The sequence below is a fragment of the Frigoribacterium sp. UYMn621 genome (assembly GCF_040549525.1).
Lineage (GTDB): Bacteria > Actinomycetota > Actinomycetes > Actinomycetales > Microbacteriaceae > Lacisediminihabitans.
Map to the genome: position 1 here is coordinate 169,005 of NZ_JBEPTM010000007.1, position 20,404 is coordinate 189,408.

Annotated in this window: 18 protein-coding genes; 6 read left to right on the top strand and 12 right to left on the bottom strand. The window is 67.1% G+C overall.

The genetic code is table 11. From position 1 onward, the window contains the following. Window positions 1-50: 50 nt before the first annotated feature. The 4 genes from ABIB54_RS13040 to ABIB54_RS13055 form a co-directional block, all read right to left on the bottom strand. Window positions 51-470 (bottom strand): DUF3566 domain-containing protein, encoded by a 420-nt coding sequence (locus ABIB54_RS13040; RefSeq protein WP_354575947.1) that lies wholly within the window; start codon window positions 468-470, stop codon window positions 51-53. A 232-nt stretch (window positions 471-702) separates the two neighbouring features. After that, the gene (locus ABIB54_RS13045) at window positions 703-1,437 is read right to left on the bottom strand and encodes a glucose 1-dehydrogenase (protein WP_354575948.1); all 735 of its coding nucleotides are present in this window, start codon (window positions 1,435-1,437) and stop codon (window positions 703-705) included. Between the two features lie 2 nt (window positions 1,438-1,439). After that, window positions 1,440-2,054 carry a TetR/AcrR family transcriptional regulator gene (locus ABIB54_RS13050; protein WP_354575949.1) on the bottom strand — a complete coding sequence of 205 codons (615 nt, stop codon included), beginning with the start codon at window positions 2,052-2,054 and terminating at the stop codon, window positions 1,440-1,442. After that, complete coding sequence (locus ABIB54_RS13055) at window positions 2,054-2,800, bottom strand: SDR family oxidoreductase (protein ID WP_354575950.1); 747 nt, start codon at window positions 2,798-2,800, stop codon at window positions 2,054-2,056. The genes ABIB54_RS13050 and ABIB54_RS13055 overlap by 1 nt, the downstream gene beginning before the upstream one ends. 114 nt (window positions 2,801-2,914) lie before the next feature. On the opposite strand from ABIB54_RS13055, the gene ABIB54_RS13060 reads away from it, so the two are divergent. From ABIB54_RS13060 to ABIB54_RS13070, 3 genes are read left to right on the top strand one after another with little or no spacing between them, the layout of a single operon-like run. Continuing rightward, on the top strand, window positions 2,915-3,940 hold the full coding sequence (locus ABIB54_RS13060) for an NADP-dependent oxidoreductase (protein ID WP_354575951.1): 1,026 nt from the start codon (window positions 2,915-2,917) through the stop codon (window positions 3,938-3,940). A gap of 3 nt (window positions 3,941-3,943) precedes the next feature. Next, the gene (locus ABIB54_RS13065) at window positions 3,944-4,681 is read left to right on the top strand and encodes an AAA family ATPase (RefSeq protein ID WP_354575952.1); all 738 of its coding nucleotides are present in this window, start codon (window positions 3,944-3,946) and stop codon (window positions 4,679-4,681) included. An 11-nt stretch (window positions 4,682-4,692) separates the two neighbouring features. Then, window positions 4,693-5,454, top strand: a complete 762-nt coding sequence (locus ABIB54_RS13070; protein ID WP_354575953.1) for a putative protein N(5)-glutamine methyltransferase — start codon at window positions 4,693-4,695, stop codon at window positions 5,452-5,454. A gap of 4 nt (window positions 5,455-5,458) precedes the next feature. On the opposite strand, the gene ABIB54_RS13075 is transcribed toward ABIB54_RS13070, so the two are convergent. Together ABIB54_RS13075 and ABIB54_RS13080 are read right to left on the bottom strand one after the other, a co-directional pair. Then, window positions 5,459-6,253, bottom strand: a complete 795-nt coding sequence (locus ABIB54_RS13075; RefSeq protein WP_354575954.1) for an alpha/beta fold hydrolase — start codon at window positions 6,251-6,253, stop codon at window positions 5,459-5,461. A gap of 35 nt (window positions 6,254-6,288) precedes the next feature. Continuing rightward, a complete protein-coding gene (locus tag ABIB54_RS13080; RefSeq protein ID WP_354575955.1) occupies window positions 6,289-7,764 on the bottom strand; it encodes a flavin-containing monooxygenase in 1,476 nt (491 codons plus the stop codon). A 113-nt stretch (window positions 7,765-7,877) separates the two neighbouring features. Between ABIB54_RS13080 and ABIB54_RS13085 the strand changes: the two genes are divergently transcribed. After that, on the top strand, window positions 7,878-9,143 hold the full coding sequence (locus ABIB54_RS13085; RefSeq protein WP_354575956.1) for an LCP family protein: 1,266 nt from the start codon (window positions 7,878-7,880) through the stop codon (window positions 9,141-9,143). Window positions 9,144-9,149: 6 nt separating this feature from the next. On the opposite strand, the gene ABIB54_RS13090 is transcribed toward ABIB54_RS13085, so the two are convergent. Genes ABIB54_RS13090 through ABIB54_RS13100 form a run of 3 tightly spaced genes read right to left on the bottom strand, consistent with a single transcriptional unit; the run spans window position 9,150 to window position 12,514 of the window. Then, window positions 9,150-10,055: a 2-deoxy-5-keto-D-gluconate 6-phosphate aldolase domain-containing protein gene (locus tag ABIB54_RS13090; protein ID WP_354575957.1), complete on the bottom strand. Its 906-nt coding sequence runs from the start codon at window positions 10,053-10,055 to the stop codon at window positions 9,150-9,152. Window positions 10,056-10,104: 49 nt separating this feature from the next. Continuing rightward, window positions 10,105-10,593, bottom strand: a complete 489-nt coding sequence (locus ABIB54_RS13095) for a universal stress protein (protein ID WP_354575958.1) — start codon at window positions 10,591-10,593, stop codon at window positions 10,105-10,107. Beyond that, window positions 10,586-12,514, bottom strand: coding sequence for a heavy metal translocating P-type ATPase (locus ABIB54_RS13100; RefSeq protein WP_354575959.1), 1,929 nt, complete (start codon window positions 12,512-12,514; stop codon window positions 10,586-10,588). The genes ABIB54_RS13095 and ABIB54_RS13100 overlap by 8 nt, the downstream gene beginning before the upstream one ends. 167 nt (window positions 12,515-12,681) lie before the next feature. Here ABIB54_RS13100 and ABIB54_RS13105 point away from each other — a divergent pair, with 167 nt between their 5' ends. Continuing rightward, the gene (locus tag ABIB54_RS13105) at window positions 12,682-14,109 is read left to right on the top strand and encodes a protein kinase domain-containing protein (RefSeq protein WP_354575960.1); all 1,428 of its coding nucleotides are present in this window, start codon (window positions 12,682-12,684) and stop codon (window positions 14,107-14,109) included. Between the two features lie 3 nt (window positions 14,110-14,112). On the opposite strand, the gene ABIB54_RS13110 is transcribed toward ABIB54_RS13105, so the two are convergent. Together ABIB54_RS13110 and ABIB54_RS13115 are read right to left on the bottom strand one after the other, a co-directional pair. Then, entirely contained in the window at window positions 14,113-14,541 is a 429-nt protein-coding gene (locus ABIB54_RS13110; RefSeq protein ID WP_354575961.1) for an FMN-binding protein, read from the bottom strand. Next, entirely contained in the window at window positions 14,538-15,863 is a 1,326-nt protein-coding gene (locus ABIB54_RS13115; protein WP_354575962.1) for a ferredoxin reductase family protein, read from the bottom strand. Before ABIB54_RS13115 ends, ABIB54_RS13110 begins: the two co-directional genes overlap by 4 nt. Window positions 15,864-16,129: 266 nt before the next feature. Here ABIB54_RS13115 and ABIB54_RS13120 point away from each other — a divergent pair, with 266 nt between their 5' ends. Then, the gene (locus ABIB54_RS13120) at window positions 16,130-16,426 is read left to right on the top strand and encodes a hypothetical protein (protein ID WP_354575963.1); all 297 of its coding nucleotides are present in this window, start codon (window positions 16,130-16,132) and stop codon (window positions 16,424-16,426) included. Window positions 16,427-16,785: 359 nt separating this feature from the next. Here ABIB54_RS13120 and mobF read toward each other — a convergent pair whose 3' ends face one another. Next, entirely contained in the window at window positions 16,786-20,229 is a 3,444-nt protein-coding gene (gene mobF / locus ABIB54_RS13125; RefSeq protein ID WP_354575964.1) for a MobF family relaxase, read from the bottom strand. Window positions 20,230-20,404: the final 175 nt, after the last annotated feature.

Genomic DNA, 20,404 nt, shown 5'->3' on the forward strand with positions numbered 1-20,404 from the left:
TACCTGCGGTGCGGCATTCGCCGACCCGTCCGATGGCCGTTCCGCGGGGTCTACCTGTTGGTGAAGCCCACGAACAAACCGCCGGTCAGCCTCACAACGAGGTTGTAGAGCACTGCGCTGACCGTGCCGAAGATGGTGGTGACGACGACATTCACCAGCCCGAGCAGGGCTGACAGTGCGAACACCTGGCTGAAGCTGAGCACCGACTTCACGGTGATCCCGTCGGCTGCTCCCCCCGCGATGACGCTCGCGATCTGGTCGAGGGATCCTGTGCGGGTGAGGATGACCCACGCCGTCAGAACGATGATGACCGTGAACACTCCGAGAACCACTCCGACGAGCAGGGACACCAGGAGGCTGGTGCTCACATTCAGGTAGACGAGGTGCAATCGCACCTGCTTCACCGCGCCGGACCGGACACTGGACTTCTGTGCAAGCCTGTCGGCAATGCTGCTCAGGATGGCCTCCAAAATCGTCTCATCGCCGCGAACGATGAGCTCATCCCTCGCGTGAGCGGCCAGGGAGTCATCCTCGGACGGCCCCGGGCACCGCGCACCAGCGTGAGCTTAGCCTCGCCGAATTCAGAACTCTCTAAGAATTCCGGCCGCGGGAAGGCAGCGCAGAGCGGTCACCGATCGACGGGACCACCGCCGGCAGCGTGCACGGAGTCGTGACGACCAGCGAGGGACGACCGCCGAGACCTCAGGAGTGCGGAATCGCCGAGGTCATCCCGCCGTCGACCACGAATTCGGCACCTGTCGAGTAGGCCGACTCCTCGCTCGCGAGGAAGACGACCAGCGAGGAGACCTCCTCGGGCTGGGCTGGGCGTCCGAGCGGAACCTGCTGGCTCGCGAAGTCGAGCTGCTCGGTCATCGGAGTCACGATGAATCCCGGATGCACGGAGTTGACCCGCACGTTGTGGCGTCCGAGTTCCACAGCCACCGACTTCGTGAGACCCCGCACCGCGAATTTCGACGCGACGTAGCCGTGTAGCCCGGCGCTTCCGCGCAGCCCCTCGACCGAGGAGATGTTGATGATGGATCCGTGTTTCGCGGCCTTCATCACCGGAACCACCGCCTTCACCCCGAGGAACGTGCCGGTGAGATTCACCGCAAGAACGGCATTCCACATCTCCAGCGTGTACTTGTCGATAGCGGCCATGTTGCCGATACCCGCGTTGTTCACGAGCACGTCGACGGTGCCGAATGTCTCGACGGTGGATGCGACGACCGCCGCCCAGTCGCTCTCCGAGGTCACATCGAGGTGCTCGTAGCGCACAGCATCGCCGAGCTCCTCGGCCAGGGCTCGACCCTCGTCGTCGAGCAGGTCGGCGATCACCACGCGGGCGCCCTCTCGAACGAACGCACGGGCATGGGCGGCTCCCATTCCGCGGGCGCCACCCGTGATGATGGCAACGGTGTTGGTCAGGCGGGACATGGTTACTCCTTCGTCAGGGTGTTGACAGTGCTGTTGTTCCGGATGCCGATCCCGGCGAGGAACAGATCGGTGAGCTGTGCCGCGATGAGACTGCCATCCTCCGGGCCATCCGCGGAGTACCACTGCGGCAGGTAGTGCAGGTCGCTGAAGAAATTGGCCACCAGCACGGCCCGCGGGATATCGGTGCGGTACACGCCCTCGCGCTGGCCGGCCTCCACCAGCGACACGAACTGGTCGTTGTATTCACGCCGACGGTGCTTCACTTCGAGTTGCTTCTCGGCCGGCAACATGTGCGCGGAACGGAAGAATACGGTGCCCTCGTCGAGGAATTCGATGGAGGTCTCGATCACGTCGATGCAGGCGGCACGGAGCTTCTGTTCCGTCGTGTCCCCGGTCGCGACGATCGCCGCGAGGTGCTCACCCTGAAGGGTGAGCAGATGCTCGTAAATGCCGAACAGCAGCTCGTCCTTCGAGCAGAAATAGTGATACATCGCGCCCTTGGTGACACCGGCCGCATCCACGATCTGCTGCACCGAGGTGTTCGCGAAGCCGTTCTTCGCGAACAGGTCGACCGCAGCCGTTCGCACGGCATCCTTGACGCCGGCGGTCGCCGCCATCAGGTCACCGGACGGATGGACCCGCCGCCGTCGATCACGATGGTCTGGCCGGTGATCCAGGCCGCATCGCTCGAGAGCAGGAAGGCGACGACGCCGGAGACGTCCTCGGGCACCCCCAGACGGGCGAGAGGGTAGATCGAGGCGACCTCGGCCTCACGTCCGTCGTAGAGCGCCTCGGCGAACCTGGTCTTGATCACCGCCGGTGCCACCGCGTTCACCCGGATGTGTGGTGCAAGTTCGAAGGCGAGCTGTGTCGTCAGGGAGATGAGGGCGGCCTTGGACACCCCGTAGAAGCCGATGCCGGGAGCCGCCGAGATTCCCGCGATCGACGCGATATTCACGATCGAGCCGTTGCGGGCTCCGATGCCGGCCGTCACGGCATCCCGCGACCAGTCGAGGGCGGCCATCACGTTGATCTCGAGGATCTTCGTCATGGCCGAGTGCTCGGTATCCAGGGTCGGTCCGAAGCTCGGGTTCACTCCGGCATTGCTCACGAAGTGGTCGAGACCCCCGAACTCCCGGCCGATCAGGTCGAAGACCTCGGCGCGGTGGGCGGGATCGTCGGCCTTGCCCGCCACCCAGAGCGCGGATGACCCGAGTTGGGCCGCAGCATCGCGAAGGGCCTCTTCCCGGCGCGCGGTGATGAGCACCCGGGCACCCTCGTCGACGAGTCGCTGGGCGATCGCGAGTCCGATGCCACGGCTCGCTCCGGTGATGAGGGCCGTGCGGCCGGTGAAGCGGTTCACGAGGGCTCCTGACGCGGGAAAACAGACAAACCGACTGTTCGGTATGGCTACCCTAGCCCCGTTCGCTACGCTGGAGGCGCCGGCGCCGATCCCCGGCCGTCGATGGAGACACACATGACCCCCCTTGCATCCAGCCGCCAGTGGCACCTGGCTCAACGACCCACCGGCACCCCCACCACCGATGACGTGAGATTCGTCACCGTGGAACTGCCCCCTCTCGCCGAGAACGAGGTGCGCGTGCAGAACGAGTTCATCTCGGTCGACCCCTACATGCGCGGTCGCATGAACGACGTCAAGAGCTACGTTCCGCCGTACCAGCTCGACCGGGCGATGGATGCCGACGCGGTGGGCCGCGTGATCGAATCGCGCTCCCCCGATCTTCCGATCGGCCAGCTCGTGCAGCACTTCCAGGGCTGGCGTGACGTCGCCCAGGGCGACGCGAGCCGGTTCACGGCTCGCGACGAGGTGCCGGGCGTCGCGTCATCCGTCTACCTGAGTGCTCTCGGCCTCACCGGGATGACGGCGTGGGTCGGGCTGCTGGTGATCGCCGGCATGAAGCCCGGCGACACGGTCTTCGTCTCCGGCGCGGCCGGTGCGGTCGGCTCCGCCGTTGGCCAGATCGCGCGCCTGCGGGGGGCCGGTCGGGTGATCGGCAGTGCGGGCACCGACGAGAAGGTGGCGCTTCTCACAGGCCGCTACGGCTTCGATGCCGCCTTCAACTACAAGAGCGGCAAGGTGTCGCGGATGCTGCACGAGGCCGCTCCCGACGGCATCGACGTCTACTTCGACAATGTGGGGGGCGATCATCTCGAGGCGGCCATCTTCGCGTTCAACGACGGCGGCCGCGCGGCCATCTGCGGAGCGATCAGCTCCTACAACTCCGAGCGGGCCGAGCCCGGTCCGCGCAATCTCGCGATGCTCATCTCCAAGGGGCTCACCCTCACAGGCTTCACCATCCCGAGCTATCAGCACTATGCCCCCGAATTCTTCCGCGAGATGACCCCGCTGGTCGCCTCCGGTGAGTTCGTCTTCGATGAGACCGTGATCGACGGCGTAGAGCATGCTTTCGACGCGTGGCTGAGACTGATGCGCGGGGAGAACACCGGCAAGATGCTGGTGCGCGTTGGCGGAAGCTCCTGACCCGTGCCCGTCGACACAGGGTTCGACCGCTTCCCGATCCGCCGGATCGAGGAACACCCTCTGAATGCCCTGGCGAGGGATGCCTGGCCGGCCACACTCGCACCGGTGGCCCACCTGCTCGATCATGGCCTCGACCTCGCACCAGCCACAGTCTTCGTCGGCGAAAACGGATCGGGCAAGTCGACCCTGGTCGAAGCGATCGGGCTCGCCTACGGACTCTCCCCCGAAGGCGGATCCGTCGGAGCGCAACACAGCACCCGGGCATCGGAGTCAGGGCTGTGGGACCACCTCCAGGTCGTGCGCAATGCCGGAGCAAGCAAGCGCGGATACTTCCTCCGGGCTGAGACGATGCACGGCTTCTTCACCTACCTCGAGGAGAATCCGAGTCCGTTCCGCGAGGACATCCGCTTCCATGAGAGGTCGCACGGCGAATCCTTCCTCGATCTCGTGGAGGACCGCTTCAGGGGCGCGGGGCTCTGGCTTCTCGACGAGCCGGAATCGGCGCTGTCGTTCTCTGGCTGCCTTGCGCTCATCGGTATCCTCACTCGTCTCCTCGACACCGGAAAGTCCCAGGTGATCATGTCGACCCATTCGCCGCTGCTCGCGTCGCTCCCGGGAGCGACGATCTACGAGGTCGGCGACTGGGGGCTGCACACCAGCTCCTGGGAAGACCTGCCCCTGGTGCTCAACTGGCAGGCCTTCCTCGGTGCGCCGGAACAGTATCTGCGCCATCTCCGGTGAGTGAGGCAGAAATGAGGGTCGACGAGGTGATCGCGCACTTGCGCGCCGCGGGATGCGTCTTCGCCGAAGACGAGGCGGCACTGCTCATCGAAGCGGCATCCTCCCCCGCCGAGTTGAGACAGCTCGTTGACAAGAGAGTCTCGGGGATCCCCCTCGAGCACATCCTCGGCTGGGTGGAGTTCTGCGGCCTGCGCATCGCCGTGGGCCCGGGGGTCTTCGTGCCGCGCCAGCGCACCGCGTTCCTCGTTCAGCGGGCTGTTGCCCTCGCCGCCCCGGATGCCGTTGTGCTCGATCTGTGTTGCGGAGCGGGCGCGATCGGGGCCGCCATCGCCTCCCGGCTGCCGGGGATCGACCTGTATGCCGCCGATATCGACCCGGCGGCAGTCCAGAGCGCCCGCCTCAACATCCCCGCCTCCCGCGTCTTCGAGGGCGATCTGTTCGACCCCGTGCCGCACGAGCTGAGGGGGCGTGTCGACATCCTCGTAGCGAACACTCCCTACGTGCCGACGGATGCGGTGGCCCTCATGCCCCCCGAAGCCCGACTCCACGAGGCCCGGCTCGCCCTCGACGGCGGGATCGACGGACTTGATGTGCAGCGCCGCGTCGCGGAAGCCGCCCCCCGGTGGCTCGCCCGGGGCGGCCACCTGTTGGTGGAATCGAGCGAGGAGCAGGCCGAGCGCAGCGCGGCGGTGTTCGAAGCCCAGGGCCTCGTTGCATCGATCGTGCACTCTGACGAGCTCTATTCGACAGTGGTGATCGGCACGCTGCCGTAGCTCCTCATCTGTCGAGGGAGGCGAGGAACGGGATCACGGCATCGAGCACCTCCGCCGCTGGCCTCAGGGTGTTTCCATGCGTCCGCCCCGGCAGCGGTCTGAAAGTCGCGTGCGGCATGAGGGTAGCCGCGCGCTCGGAATCGAGGTAGCGCTCGTGATCGCGAGTGCCGGCGAGGAGCAGGGTCGGCACCGCGAGTTCGGCGAGCCGGGCATCCGGGATGCCCGGCTCGACCTCGACCCGGCGGAAATAGGCGCGAAGAGCCAGCGGGTCGTTGGCGAGAAAGGCCGCGGAGGTCTGTGGATCGATCGGTTCGCCCGCGTGCGCCGCCCATCCGTCGAGGAAGCCGCGCATGCCGCCGGCCCCGAGCGCCCCGTCATAGCCGGGGAAGAAGAGCTCGGAGACGCTGCCCCCGGGTGCCCGGTAGGTGCCGCCGGCGGAGATGAGCGAGAGCAGACGCTGCGGATGACTGTCGGCGAGAGAGAATCCCGCGCGCGCGCCGAAGGAGTAGCCGAAGAGGTGAGCCGCTGGTGCGTCGACCGCATCGAGCACCGCCAGGATGTCCGCGAGAACGAGCGGCATCCGGTACGCCTCGGCCTCGTGGGGCTTGCCGCTCCGGCCGTGCCCGCGAAGGTCGATAGCGATCACCCGATAGCGATCCTGCAGCGCGGCCACGTAGCCGAATCCACGCCAGATCGACCGAGACAGCGCCGAACCATGCACCAGAAGCACGGGCGCGCCGTCGCCGCGCACGTCGAACGCGATCCGGGTGCCGTCGATCGGGTTCACCGTTTCACTCACGGATCCATCATCTCCCGTCGCACGGAGCCCTGTGCTCAACGCGGGGCGACGACCAGCGGATGCTCGAAACGGTATTCGGAACTGTCGAAGTGACGCACCGAACCGCGGAACAGCGCCGCCCGGTGCGGCCAGAGCGTGGTGTTCCTGCCCCCGGCGTCGAGGTAGTAGCTCGAGCATCCCCCGCTCAGCCAGACCGAGTCCGAAAGGTCGGCCTGCACGCGCCTGTTGTAGCGCTGCTGGGCCTCGGGGGTGGGCACGACGGATGCCGCGCCGCGCGCCTCCATCGCGTCGAGAGCCTTGAGCACGTAGTCGATCTGCGCCTCGATGATGTACACGATGCTGTTGTGGCCGAGCGCGGAATTGGGGCCGACGAGCAGGAACAGGTTCGGGAAACCCGCGACGGTGGTGCCGTGAAGCGCCTCCATGTGCGGAGACCACGCCTCGGCGAGGCTGAGTCCGTCGACGCCCTTCACCAGGCGCGCGACCGACGGCTCTGTCGCGTTGAACCCGGTGCCTCCGATGAGCACGTCGAACTCCCTCCTCTCGCCATCCGCGGTGACGATCTCGCGTCCCTCCACGGAGGCGATCGAATCGGTCACGAGTCGCACATTGGAACGGGTCATCGCCCGGTAGAAGTCGCTCGAGATGAGGATGCGTTTGCAACCGATGCGATAGGCCGGGGTCAGTTTCGCCCGCAGGCCGGGATCCGCGACCTGGCTGCGGAGGTAGCCCGCGGCGAATCGCTGCATGAGTCCTCCGATGGTCGCGCTGCGGAATCCCGCAAACCGCGCTTCCGCAGACCGGAACACCCAGGCCCGCGCAGCGCGTCGGAGGATGGGCAATCGACGGAACAGCCTGGCGCGGCGCTCGGTGGTCGGGGCATCCCCCCGCGGCACGATCCAGGCCGGGGTGCGCTGGAAGACCGTGACCTCGCCAGCCACCTTCTGAACTTCCGGCACGAACTGGATAGCGGATGCCCCGGTGCCGATCACGGCGACCCTGAGCCCGGCAAGGTCGATGTCGTGACGCCAGCGGGACGAATGGAAACGCTCGCCCGCGAACCCTCCGATGCCGGGGATCTTCGGCCACACCGGGTCGATCAGCGGACCGGCGCCGGACACGAGCACGGAGGCGGTGAAGTCACTGGTGCTGGTGTGCAGCCTCCAGAGGGAAGCCGAGCTGTCCCAAATCGCGTCGAGCAGTTCTGAGTCGAAGTGGATGCGCGATCGGATGCCGAACTCGTCGGCGGTCGAGCGAAGGTAGGCGAGAATCTCCGGCTGGCGGCCGTACCGGAACTTCCAGTCGAACGCCGGCGCAAAGGAGAACGAATACAGGTCGCTGCGGATGTCACAGGCGGCCCCCGGATAGGTGTTGTCGCGCCAGGTGCCCCCGACCTCGCCCGCTCGTTCCACGACCACGAAATCGTCGATGCCGTGCCGACTGAGCTGGATGGCCATGCCGAGTCCGGCGAACCCCGATCCGATGATCGCGACCTTTACATGTTCGAGCATGCGCAGATGGTACCGCTGGTTTGCGAAAAGCTTGTCCCGCACAGCATCTATTGAGGTCCACTGAGGTACGTTTTTGGCTGGTGCCGTGTTCGCGGCATGCGGGGAAAGGTCTCATGGGTCGTCGAAGCGCCGAAACCGGCACGAGTTCATCGCGCGCGCTCGCGCCCATCCGGCACGGCCGGCTGCACCGCTCACACCCCATCGCCTCGATCGCCAAAGTCCTCGCCGCTGTCGTCGCGGTCGTGGCCGTCAGCGGCACCGCCGTTGGCGCGTTCGCCGTCTACGGCACCGTCTCGAACATCAAGCCGGGCATCCACCTCACGCATGCCCTCGGTGCCAAACCCGTGCCACAGGCGCCGTCCGTCGGGCCGATCGATGGCGAAGTCAACATGCTGCTCGCCGGCACCGACACCCGAACGGGCCAGGCCGGCTACCAGACCAAGGCGCAGCTCGCCGGAAGCTCTGGCATCGGCAACAACGACGTCACGATGCTCCTTCACGTCTCCGCCGATCACACGAGCGCAACAGTCGTGAGCTTCCCGCGCGACATGGTGAACATCCCTCTCTGCGGCCGCAGCACCTCCCCGGCCATGTTCAACTCGACGCTGTCCCATGGCCTCTCCTGCACCGTGCAGACCGTCGAGAAGATGACCGGCCTGTCGATCCCCTACGCCGGCGTCATCACCTTCGACGGCGTCACAGGCATGTCCAACGCGGTCGGCGGCGTCACCGTGTGCCTCGCGACGCCGGTGAAGGACCCCTACACCGACCCGCAGCTCAATCTGCCGGCCGGTCAGCAGAGCCTGGTGGGTGCCGAAGCCCTCTCCTTCCTGCGGAGCCGGCACGGCGTCGGCGACGGCAGCGACCTCGGGCGCATCAGCAACCAACAGGTCTTCCTCTCGGCCCTCACGCGCAAGATCACCAGCGACGGCGTGCTCAGCAACCCGGTCACGCTCTACAAGCTGGCGAACGCGGCCCTGTCCAACGTGCAGCTCTCTGATACCCTCACCAACCCGACAACGCTGATGTCGATCGCGCTGACTCTCAAGGGCATCGATCTCAGCAAGATCGTCTTCGTGCAGTACCCCACCGGAGCGGACCCCGCCAACCCCAACCGGGTCGTCCCTCTCGTGACCCCCGGCGCCGCCCTCGCCGCGGCGCTGAAATCGGACCAGCCGATCACGCTCACCGGAAAACTCGGTCGCGCTGCGATCGCCGACCCGACCGCGCCCGTGGCGGCCAGTCCCGCGCCGACCGCATCCACCGACCCCTCGGCGAGTGCGACCCCGGCTCCGAGTTCGATCGCCCTGCCGTCGACGATCTCCGGCCAGAGTGCAGACCAGACCACCTGCACCCAGGGCTTCACGAACAGGAAATAGCTCGACTCAGCTGTCCCAGGCCTGCACGAAGTGCGTGTAGTTGTCGGCGACCCGCTGCACGAGTTGCGACTCGGACGCCGTACCGGCCAGATGATCCGCCAGTGGCTTCTCCCAGATGCTCCGGCCGATCGCGAAGCCCCGGAACCCCTCGACGGCGGATGCCACGCCGAGCCAGTGATCGAGCCGCGGCTGCGAGGCGTCCCTCCCCAGCACGATGCAGCTCACGCCAGAGCGGCCGTCGCGCTGTGCCGCCGCGACGACAGCGCGGGCGTCCTGCTCCGTCTCCAGCCCCTCGATCTTCCAGATCTGCGGCTCGATCCCCTCCGCCTGCATCTCTTCGATCACCTGAACCGTCAGACCGGCGCGAACTTCGCGGTCATAGCGGAGGGCATCCGATCCCACCGATTCGAGTTGCGCCGGTGTGGCGGGAACCAGGAGTTCGATCATGAAGGTGCGTCCGGCCGCCCGGAGGGCATTCGACACCGTGATGAGACGGTCGAACTGCAGCACGCGATTGAAGGATGCCTGCGGGTTGTCACGCACCAGCACCTTCACCTGGCCCGGGGCGAACTGGTGCACGTGTCGCAGCCACTCCGAGTCTCCGAAGGTGCCGTATTCGAGCATGAAGAGCGGCTCCCCGCTGCGCTCGATGGGCATGGCCAGGTCGATGCCGGCCTCCTTCGCCCGGACGGCCACGGCCGTTCCGTACCGCTCATCGACGAGGACGCCGACGCGAGAGGCATCCACCCCGCCCTCGATCGCTTTCAGTAAGCCATCGAAGATGAGCGCCTTGTGGGCGGAGATCCTGGTGATCTGCTCCCTCGTGGGAGCGTCGTCGATGCCGTAGAGATCGCGCAGCAGGGAATCGCGATGGTCCATCGCGAGGATGAGCAGGTCCGAAGTCGAAGTCACGATGTTGACGGTACTCCGCCGAGAGCCGGCTTGAGTGCACGGCTCTCGGTCAGCGAGTGGGTACGACGAGCACCGGGCAGGTCGCGAGCTGCACGCAATGGCTGCTGACCGATCCGAGCAGCAGGCCGGCGAACCCGCCGAGTCCTCGCGGGCCGACCACCAGCATGAGGGCGGGCGCGGCCAACTGGGTGAGCAGCTGCGCCGGTTGCGCCAGCGCGGCGCGCACGAGCAGGGTCACCTCCGGGTGGCGCGCTGCGATGGTCGCCGTGTCGGCGACCAGCATCTTCCTCACCGTCTCCGTCACCTCGTCGAAAGAAGCGACATAGCCGTGGTTGTACAGCGCGCCGTGAGGAGCCGTATCGATGCTCCAGGTGCGCACCACCACGATCTCGACTCCGAGTTTGGCGGCGAAGTCGAAGGCGACCGTGAGGGCATGGTCGGAGTCCTTCGATCCGTCGTGGCCGACGACGATGCTTCCGGCGGGAACGGTGAAGACCGGTGCCGCGGCAGCGGTCGGGGCGGGGCTGGTGTCACTCATGGCTGTGCTCCTTCTGTGGGGTGGGGATGACGAGAGCCGGTTGGGCCAGGTCTGTGTGTTCTTTCGGTCGGATCGCCCGCAGGGCGTTGAGAATGGTCGCGAGATCCACGACCTCCTGGATTCCCGCGCCGAGGGTCGCCGGGATCACGCCGAAGGCGGCGATCAGCATGAGTCCGATGCTCAGCGCGATGCCCAGCCAGATGCTCTGCAGGGCTATGCGCACGGTGTCCTGGCCGATCCTCACGGCGAGGGCGACCACCGAGATGTCGTCGATCAGGATCACGGCCGCAGCGGACTCGCTCGCGGCAGTCGCGCCGCGCGCTCCCATCGCGATTCCGACATCCGCCGCGGCGAGCACGGGCGCGTCGTTGACACCATCCCCGATCATGAGCACCGGCCGCGCGGCGATGTCACGCACGGCGGTGACCTTGTCGATCGGCAGGCAGTCGGAGGTGAATCGGGAGATGCCGACCGCGGAGGCCACGTGGGTCGCAGTGCTGTTCGCGTCTCCGGTGAGCATCACGGTCTCGTGCACGCCGAGCATTCCCAGCTGCTGGATGGTGGAGCGCGCGTTGTCGCGCACGGGGTCGCTGGCGACCACCACGCCGGCGAAACGACCGCCGATCGTGACATAGATCGCCAGCTCCCCCGCAGCCAGATCCACGGCTTCGACGCCGGGTGCCGCAGCGGCGGCGAAGGCGAGTGTTCCGATCTCGATTCGCTGACCGTCGATCGTGGCGGAGACGCCCTGGGCGGCCACCTCCACGGCATTCTCGGCGGGGGGCAGCACCAGTCCTCGATCCGCTGCCGATGCCACGAGGGACGCCGCGAGCACGTGGGAAGAGAATCGTTCGGCGGACGCCACCCTGGCGAGCAGTTGCGTTTCGTTCCAGGGTTCGCGCGGCAGGATCCGGGTGACGGTGGGCGCACCGATCGTCAGAGTACCGGTCTTGTCGAACACGGCGGTGCGCACCCGGGCGAGGGTCTCGAGCACTCCGCCGCCCTTCACGATGATCCCATGGTGCGCGGCCCGGCTCATGCCCCCCATGAACGCCACCGGTGCGGCCAGCACGAGCGGGCACGGAGTGGCGAGCACGAGCACCTCTGCGAAGCGCACCGGGTCGCCGGAGGCGATCCAGGCCACCGCGCCGATGAGCAGAGAGATGGCGGTGAAGGGGATGGCGTAGCGATCGGCCAGGCGCACCACCGGCGCCCGATTGCTGGAGGCCGCTTCGACCAGCGCCACGATCGCCTGGAACTGGCTGTCGCGGGCCAGAGCGGTCGCCACGATGGTCGTCGCCGTCACCCCGTTCACCGAGCCGCTCAACACCGTCTCCCCCGCGAGCCGGGTCACCGGCAGACTCTCCCCGGTGAGCGAGGATTCATCGAAGGCCGCGCTGGCAGACACCAGCTGTCCGTCGACGGGAACCACCTCGCCGGAGCGCACGAGGATCAGGTCGCCGATGACCACGTCCCCCGCGGGGATGTCGTCGATGTCATCGGAATCGGCCCGGGTGCGGTGCGCGACCTGCGGCTCCCGGTCGAGCAGCGCATCCAGCTCGCGACGCGCCCGGCCCTGGGCGAAGTCCTCGAGGGCTTTGCCCCCCGACACCATCAGCACGATGATGATGCTCGCGAAGAATTCTCCGACCAGCACGGTAGCCACGATCGCCACGATCGCCAGGATGTCGATGCCGACGATTCCCTTGCGCAGTTGCTTCCCCATCGCGACGGCCTCGATGCCGGCGACCACGATCGCGAAGATGCTGAACAGCCAGCGGGTGATGTCCACCTCACCGAAGACCCAGAAGATCATGCCGACGACACCGACGAGAACGGTGAGTGAGACGATCGGATAGCGGCGGCCGAAACCGAGCACGGCACGAAGCGGATTCCTCGGTCGATCCGGGTGTCGCGGCACTATCGATCCTCTCGTCGGCTCCCAGCCTCCCGCGCGCCGGCTCCGCCAACCGGGCCGAAGGTCCCGTCCATCGGTGCTGTGGGGAAAATGGAGCCGTTGTCAACCCCTCCCGATCGCCGACGCACGGACGCACGGCGTCAATACACTGGGAAAGGAGAGTGGGTTTCATGGCGGTTCCAACAGCAGGGAACATGGCGGGCCGGCTGCTCGGGGCACGCTATCGCGTCGAATCCACCATCGGATTCGGCGGCATGGCCACGGTCTACCGGGCGACCGACGAGGTGCTCGGTCGCGCCGTCGCGGTGAAGCTGTTCGATTCGAACACTCTCGATCCGGCTCGGCAGGAGAGCGAACTCGCCGTGCTGGCGAGCCTCGACCACCACGGAGTGGTCAACCTCTACGACGCCGGTCTCGACACCGACGATTCCGGCCGCACCCGCCGCTACCTGATCATGGCGCTCGTCACCGGGCAGAATCTCCACGAGCGGATCCAGGTCTCCCCCATCGCCTCCCGGCACATCGCCGAGATCGGCTACGACATGGCGGAGGCGCTCGAATACATCCACGCCCGCAATGTGCTTCATCGGGACATCAAACCGTCCAACATCCTCCTCGTCGACTACGGCGATGACGCGCCTCGGGCGCGGGCGAAGTTGACCGACTTCGGGATCGCCCTCTCCGACGACATCGAGCGGATGACAGCCGAGGGAGAGACCACGGGCACCGCGGCGTACCTCAGCCCCGAGCAGGTCACCGGCACGCCCCTCACCGCCGCGAGTGACGTGTACTCGCTCGGTCTGGTACTCCTGCAGAGCTTCACCCGCGCCATCGAGTTTCCCGGATCGATGGTGGAATCGGCGATGGCCCGGCTCTCCCGCGACCCGGCCATCCCGGAATTCCTGCCCGACCACTGGCGTGACCTGCTCTCCGCGATGACGGCGCGGGACCCCGCACAGCGGCCGCAAGGGCGTGAGCTCGTCTCCCTGCTGCGCCAGACGATCATCGCCGACAGCGCGCGCCACAAGGATGCCGAGTCCGATATCTTCTCCCCCGGCGAGCCGCACTCCTCGACCGGTCGCGCCGCGATCCTCGACACGATCCCGGATGAGGCCCTCCATCGCGTGACGGCCATGGCGGCGCGCCTGTTCTCCGCCCCGATCTCGATAGTGAGCGTCGTGGACCACGACCGCACCTGGTTCCGGTCGCACTACGGACCGGAGGTCGAACAGATCGCGCGAGCCGTCGACCTGCGGACCGCGACGATCCCGCATGCCGAACCGGTGATCATCGAAGACGGCCAGAAGGATCCGCGGTCGCAGGACAGTCACCTTGTCACCGGGGCACTCGGCCTTCGTTTCTATGTGGGGGTGCCCCTGAAGCGCTCCGACGGGCAGACCATCGGCACCCTGTCCGTGCTTGACTTCGTGCCGCGCTCCGCCTCGGATGCCGAGGTCGCGAATCTCCAAGACCTCGCGGCTCTCGTCGTGGCCCAGCTGGAAACCCGCCATGAGGGTCTTCGCACCGTCGAGATGACCGGACCGATGATGGCCGTGGCGCCGCAACCCGAAGGACCGTCGGCGATCCGACAGGCCTGAGGCTTAGAGCCCCGCCTGGTCGAGGGCCGACTGCAGGGAGAGCAGGTACGCGTCGGTCGTGTAGGTCGCGCCGCCGACGCTCGCGACTTTCGCCGACTGGGATTTCAGCACCTCCGCGCGCAGGATCGGAGCGGCCCGGTTGCTCAACTGCACCGAGCGACCTCCCCTGTCGGTGAGGTGCACGGGCACGACATCGGTGATCTTGCCCCCGGCGACCACGATCTTCACCTGCACGCTGCCGTAGCGGGTGTTCTCGGAGGCACCGGTGAAGCTGCCACTGGATGCCGCGCTCGCAGCGGGCTTCGCCGTGGCGCTCGCGCCAGCCCCCGATGGGCCTCCGTTCGATGCGTCGATGGAGCTCCCCACCTGCCAGGCGATGGCGAGGATGGCGGCGGAGCCCACGGCCCCGACCACTGTTGCGCGCGCCCTCACCAGTCGAACCGTTCGGCGTGGATCTGGTGGTCGGGGATTCCGGCGGCGCGAGCATCCGCTTCGACGACATTGAGCCACGAGGTGGGCCCGCAGAGATACAGGTCGCTCGCCAGCAGATCGGGAAAGACCCCGAGCAGGGTGAGCCCGCGGTCGGCGTCGGCCTGGGTCATCCAGCCGGGTCCGGTGCGCGCACGCGGCCCGATCATCGTCGTGACGGCGACTCCCTTCTGTCGGGCGAGTTCCTCGATCTCGCCCCAGAGGAACGTGTCATCGATGGTGGAGGCGCGAAGCAGGATGGTGGCCTCCCCTGGCTTCAGCACCGAATCTTCGAGCATGGCCCGCACCGGGGTGATGCCGATCCCGGCGACGACGATAGCGAGCTTCGGGGCCGTGCGTCCGGCATCCGTGAAGATGCCATAGGGTCCCTCGAACCACACCCGTGTGCCGGCGGGGACGGAACTGATGCTCCTGCTGCCCCCTCCGAGGTCGCGAACGGTGATGCGCAGCTGAGTGTCCGTCGCGACGGAAGACAGCGAGATGGGATGCGAGTGCCACCAGGTGCCCGCCGTCCAGAACCTCCAGACGAAGAACTGGCCGCCCACCGACTCGAGGGACCGCAACCGGCGGCCGGACAGGTAGATCGATACGACGCCGGGAGCCTCCGGTTCCATCCGCTCCACCCGCAGCCGGTGACGCAGACTCGAGACCAGCGGCTCGGCGAGACGATGGGTGAGGATCGCCCCGAAGGCGAGAATGTAGAGCGCGAGCCAGTAGACCCGCTCGAAGCTGAAGGGCGACAGTACGCTGCCGATGCTCAACTGGTGCGGAACGGATGCCAGCACCGCCGCGTAACTGAGCAGGTGCATCAGGTGCCAGGTCTCATAGCTGTACCGGCGTCGCACCAGCGCCGCCGAACTTACGATCACCACGGCGAGCAGGGCGATCGCGAGGATCGCGAGGAGCATGTCGGGGATGGCAAGCATCGGTCCGATCTCCGCGATGGGATCGAGTCCGGAACTCAGTCCGTAGCCGATGAGCAGAATGACCCCGTGACCGAGCAGGAGGAAGAAGGCGGGCTTTCCCAGCGCCCGATGCACGGCGATCGCCCGGTCGTGGCCGATCGCGTGGTCGATGAACGGCACTCGCGCGGCGAGCAGCAGCATCGCCAGAACGAGGTTGGTGCCGACGAGTCCGGTCGCGATCCCCACGCTCGTGACGGCATCCGCGACCGAACCGAATCGGGCGGTGCCCCCGGAGAAGAGGAAGAGCGCGACGGCGAAAGCTGAGGTGAGCCAGAGGGCTATGCCAAGAGCATCGCCCACGCGTGCCCGCTTCCGATAGTGGGCGGGGTGGTCGACACCGGGAGTCGATAACCGCGAACTCCGCTGTGAGTCGATCGCCATCCCTGTACTTCCTCTGTTCGAGATCACGAACCGGTGCATGATCGTGTGAGCCCCAAGCTACCCGTCGCCGATGCCATCGACGCGGGACATTGGTCCCGACACGGCGCGTTCCCTCGCGAGGTCGTGATCTCGACCCTCCCCTCGCCCGGATCGGGGCCTACACTCGTGCGGGAAGGGGTGGTGAAATGATCGATCCGCAATTCAGCACTCCCCGGGGAACCTTCGGTGAGCGCGCACGCTTTCTGTTCGCCACACCCTGGTGGAGAGCGCTCTGGCTCATCGGCGCTCTCGTCTGGGGCGTGGGATCCACCATCGTCACCTTCACCGACCCGAACCACAACCCGATTCTCGGGCCGCTGTCCGTGATCCCGATCTTCGCGCTCGCCTGGGACGTCTCGATCCGGTCGGCGCGGATTGAGAAGCGGGCCACAGCCCAGGCCGAAGCGGGCCCACCCGCTCGGAGGCAAGGGGAACCGGACTGACGGATCGGAATGCGGTCGCGGAGCGGCCATCGTCCGAACGTCGACGGTAGATCCAAAAGGAGAAGCCCCGAACCAGAGGTTCGGGGCTTTTCTCAATCCTGGGACAGGATTTGGGTGGATCCAAGGGGATTCGAACCCCTGACCCCCTGGAGCAATTTGGCGCTCCACGGCGAGGCTAACCACTAGCCGAGAAACTCGATGTATCTCGACAAAACTCCTGATGAAACAGGCAATAACCGGAACCGATTGTTGTGATCATTCGAGTATAGGAGGAGCGTCTCGGGTCGTCTAGACCCGTTTCGACGTGGCTGAACTGTCTACTAAATGTCTACTTAACCCTCCGCGAGCGTCTACGATCGCTACCGCCCGATCCCGCGCTCGGGGCGCCTCAGCCCGCCGACGGGCGGGCGATGGGTGAAGTCGTGGAGCTGCGCGGCATGTGCTTGCCGCTCAGCGAGGATGCGTTCGGCGACCGCGTGTTGCGCCTGCTGCTGCTCGATGCGGGCACGGATGCGCTGCGTGGCCTCGACTGGCGGCAGGGCCTCGATCGCGGCGAGGTTACCGCGGGCGTCGTCGGCGCGCTCCCGCCACCGGGCAGCCTGTCCCTGAACGGTGCGTGGGGTGCGGTCGCCGAGCACCTCTCGAACAAGGGCGGCTCGCGCCTTCATCCGTCGGGTGCTGAGGAGACCCTGCTCCGCCCGTGCGTCGTCGGCGCGTGTGCGCGCCTCGGTCACGCGCGGGTCAGCGTCGGCCTCTCCTGCAGCGATCGATGCGGCCCACGGTTCGACAAGGGCGAGCGTCTCGGGCAGCGGTCCCCAACGCTTTCGCGCGGCGGTTTCGATGCTTTGATGCTCGTCGATGGCGGCGTGCAGGGTGCGAGCTGCGGTGCGCTTGCGGAGTCCGCGCGCCGTGCGGAGGGCGTCCGCTGCTTCCCACCTACGGCCTCGCGCGGCGAGGGAGGCGGTCGCGTCGGCGGTGGCCTGCTCGATGAGTGGGGCTGCGACCCCGAGCAGCACTCTCGCGGAGTGTGCTTCGGCTGATGCGACGAGCACGTCGTGCTCGTTTTCCTCGGCTTGGTGCGTGTGTTGCTGGCTGTGCAGTGCGACCGCAGCGCGCTCCCACCTCGCCGCCTCTCGATCGGCGCGCTCGAGCTGTTCGGTGAGGCGGGCGCGCTCTGCGTTGACGAAGCGGACCGGTCCATCCGGGACCAGTCCGGCGATGCTGTCGCGTGCCGCCTGGGTCGCAACGATGAGTCCGCGGTCGGCGCGATCGCGTTCGAGCGCGCTGACGAACTGTTCGCGCGCGTCACCGAGATCGCTGGCGACGACGTGCAGCCGGTTGGCGTCGCGGCCGCGGGTCATGCCGACGTAAACACCGGAGGCGTCGAGCATGTCGGAGAGGACCGTGTGCGATTCGTCCGCCGTCGTACCCTGCACCCCGTAGGCGGTGGAGGCATAGGCCAGGTGCGTGTATTGAACCACGTACTCGGCCGGGAGTCTGACGGTGCGCTGCCGCTTCCGGCCGGTCGCGTTCTCCTTCGCCCACACCGTCCCATCGTCGCCCACGGCCTGGACGATCCAGGTCTGCCGGTTTGCCACCTGCACGTCGTTGTCGTTCTTTCGGGTCTGGATGACATCCCCCGCGCCGATCGTGAGCCCGTCGCTGCCGGTAGTGGTGCGTGTATTCGCCACCAAACCAACCTGGACGCGCTCCTCGCGAATGCGCAAGTTGAGTTCACTCGCCTCGTCGTTGGTGGCGACCGTGATGGCGTCGCAGCCCCGCGCACCGCGCGCGATCATCTCCTGCGCAGCATCCGCACTCGCGTGTAATACGACGAGGCCCAGAGCGTGTAGTCGGTCAAATAGCATCGCCGGGTTCTCGCCGGCCCGCATCTGCACCGTCAGTTCGGCGTAGTCCGGATCGGTGAAGCGATGCACGGTCGTCATGTCGTATGTGTGATCCGAGAGTTGCGCTGCGATATCGAGCACACCACCGCGTCCGACGGCGGCAAGCTGTGCCCGGTCCCCCACCAACGCGACGGTTGCCCCGTGCTCGTCTGCGACGGTGAGAAGAGCGAGAGCGGTGTCCTGGTCGAGCATCCCGGCCTCATCGACCACGATCCGCTCTCCATAGACGAGTTGCGCGCCCTTCGACGGCCCGGCGTAGGTCGCACCCGTCTCCGGATCGGTGTCACCAAGGCCCAGGCGAGACCACACGCCGTCGCGGTTCCACCGCCATCCGTGCGCATGAACCAGCTTCGCCACGCTATCGGTTGGCACACCGAGTTCCTGATGGGCGACGTCGGCGGCCTTCTTCGTCGGCGTCACCACACGGACCGGACGACCCTCCGCGGCCGCCGCTTCAATTGCCGCGCCGAGCATGGTGGTCTTGCCTGCGCCCGCGGCTCCCTCCACGACCACTAGCGGATCGTCCGATGCAATCGCAGCCGCCGCACGCTCCTGCTCTGCGTCGAGGTCGCGCCAGCGTGCCAAGGGGATTAGATCCGGTACGCGGCGTACGCCGCCCGTTGCACGTGCCTGGAGCATGTCGCGCAGCGCCGTCTCTACAGCGACGACGTGCAACGACGTCAGGTGCGCCACATGCTCGGGATGCGCGCTGTCCGGCGGAAGCACCGACAGGCAATCCTCGACCGCAAGCCGTGTGGTGATCGCAATCATGTCGCGCAACGCCTCCGGGGTCGCGCGCACCCCCGCCTCCGTAATGATTCGGGTGACGTGCTCCTGAACCGTGTGCACCGTCCAGGCCGATGCCGCCGCCGCGCAACGGTCCAGCGCCCGGCTCGCACTGCGTTGCACACTCAAGTCGTCCAGCGACATCGGCGCACGGCGGCGTACCCGCGGCGAGTTCGGCTTCCAGCCGGCCTCCTCCAGCTCGCGGCGCCAGCCTTCTTCGCTGCCGAGCATGGCCGGCTTCTTGTTTGGTCGCTCCTGGTCCCACGCCTTCGACTGCAGCCGGGCTCGAACCAGCGGCCCAGGTTCCTGCCCCGGATGCGCCTGCCCCCAATCCACCTCGAACGTGGCAAGGTTGCGTTCCACCTGCGCGGCCCGCTTGGACATCACCGCGTTGTAAGGCTCAAGCTCCGCCACCTCCCCGGTAGCAGCATCGAGGGTGAGACCATGCGCCTCGAGGACCGCCGCGAGCTGCGGGTCCGCGGCGATGACCGCGGTGCCGAGGGCGCGGATCGCACCCTGCTGACGGAACAGCGCCGCCGTGTCCAGTCCACGCCAGGCACCGGCGGCGTGGACGCGGGTGCCGACCTGGAGATGGATGTGCCTGTGTGGGTCGCCCGCACGGCTCGTGCGGTGCGTCACCGCAACCGTCTGCAGCGCATCGACCGCCACAACCTCCTGCGCACCCCGCGGCCCAACACGGGTGACAGAATGCTGCGCTAACCACGATCGGATTTCCGCCGCAGCGTTCTGCTGCGCGGCATCCAATGCCGCGGACACCTCCGGGTACAACGCCGCAGCGATAGATAGCGATTTCGGCGCGTTCACGACCATCTCGGCGAACCGCGGCGACCCACGCTTACCCGCACCCGCCTCCCGCGGAATACCCATCGAAGTGCGGGTCAACGGGTCGGTCCAGTTCACCCACGCGGCATACTCATCGGCGTCCAGCGACTGTCCCGTCACCAGTTCGCCGCGCGCGTTACTGACAGTGAACTCCGCCAGCGCAGTACCGGCATCTAGGTAATACTCGTCCGCTGTCGAACGGTCGGACTCCAGATACCGGCGTGCCGCCTGGCCGGCACCGCGAAACAGCGTCACACCGCCCTTCATCTGGGCCTCCCTCACGAGTCGTCTCGCAAAAGAGGTGCGCACCATCTACCTCGGTAGCATGCGTCCATTCAGAAGAGAACTGTGATGTCTCAAGAGATCCCGGGCAGTTCTGCATCAGGACATCCCGGACATTTCATGTCTCAAGACATCGCGGACACTTCGTCTGAGTCGGGGT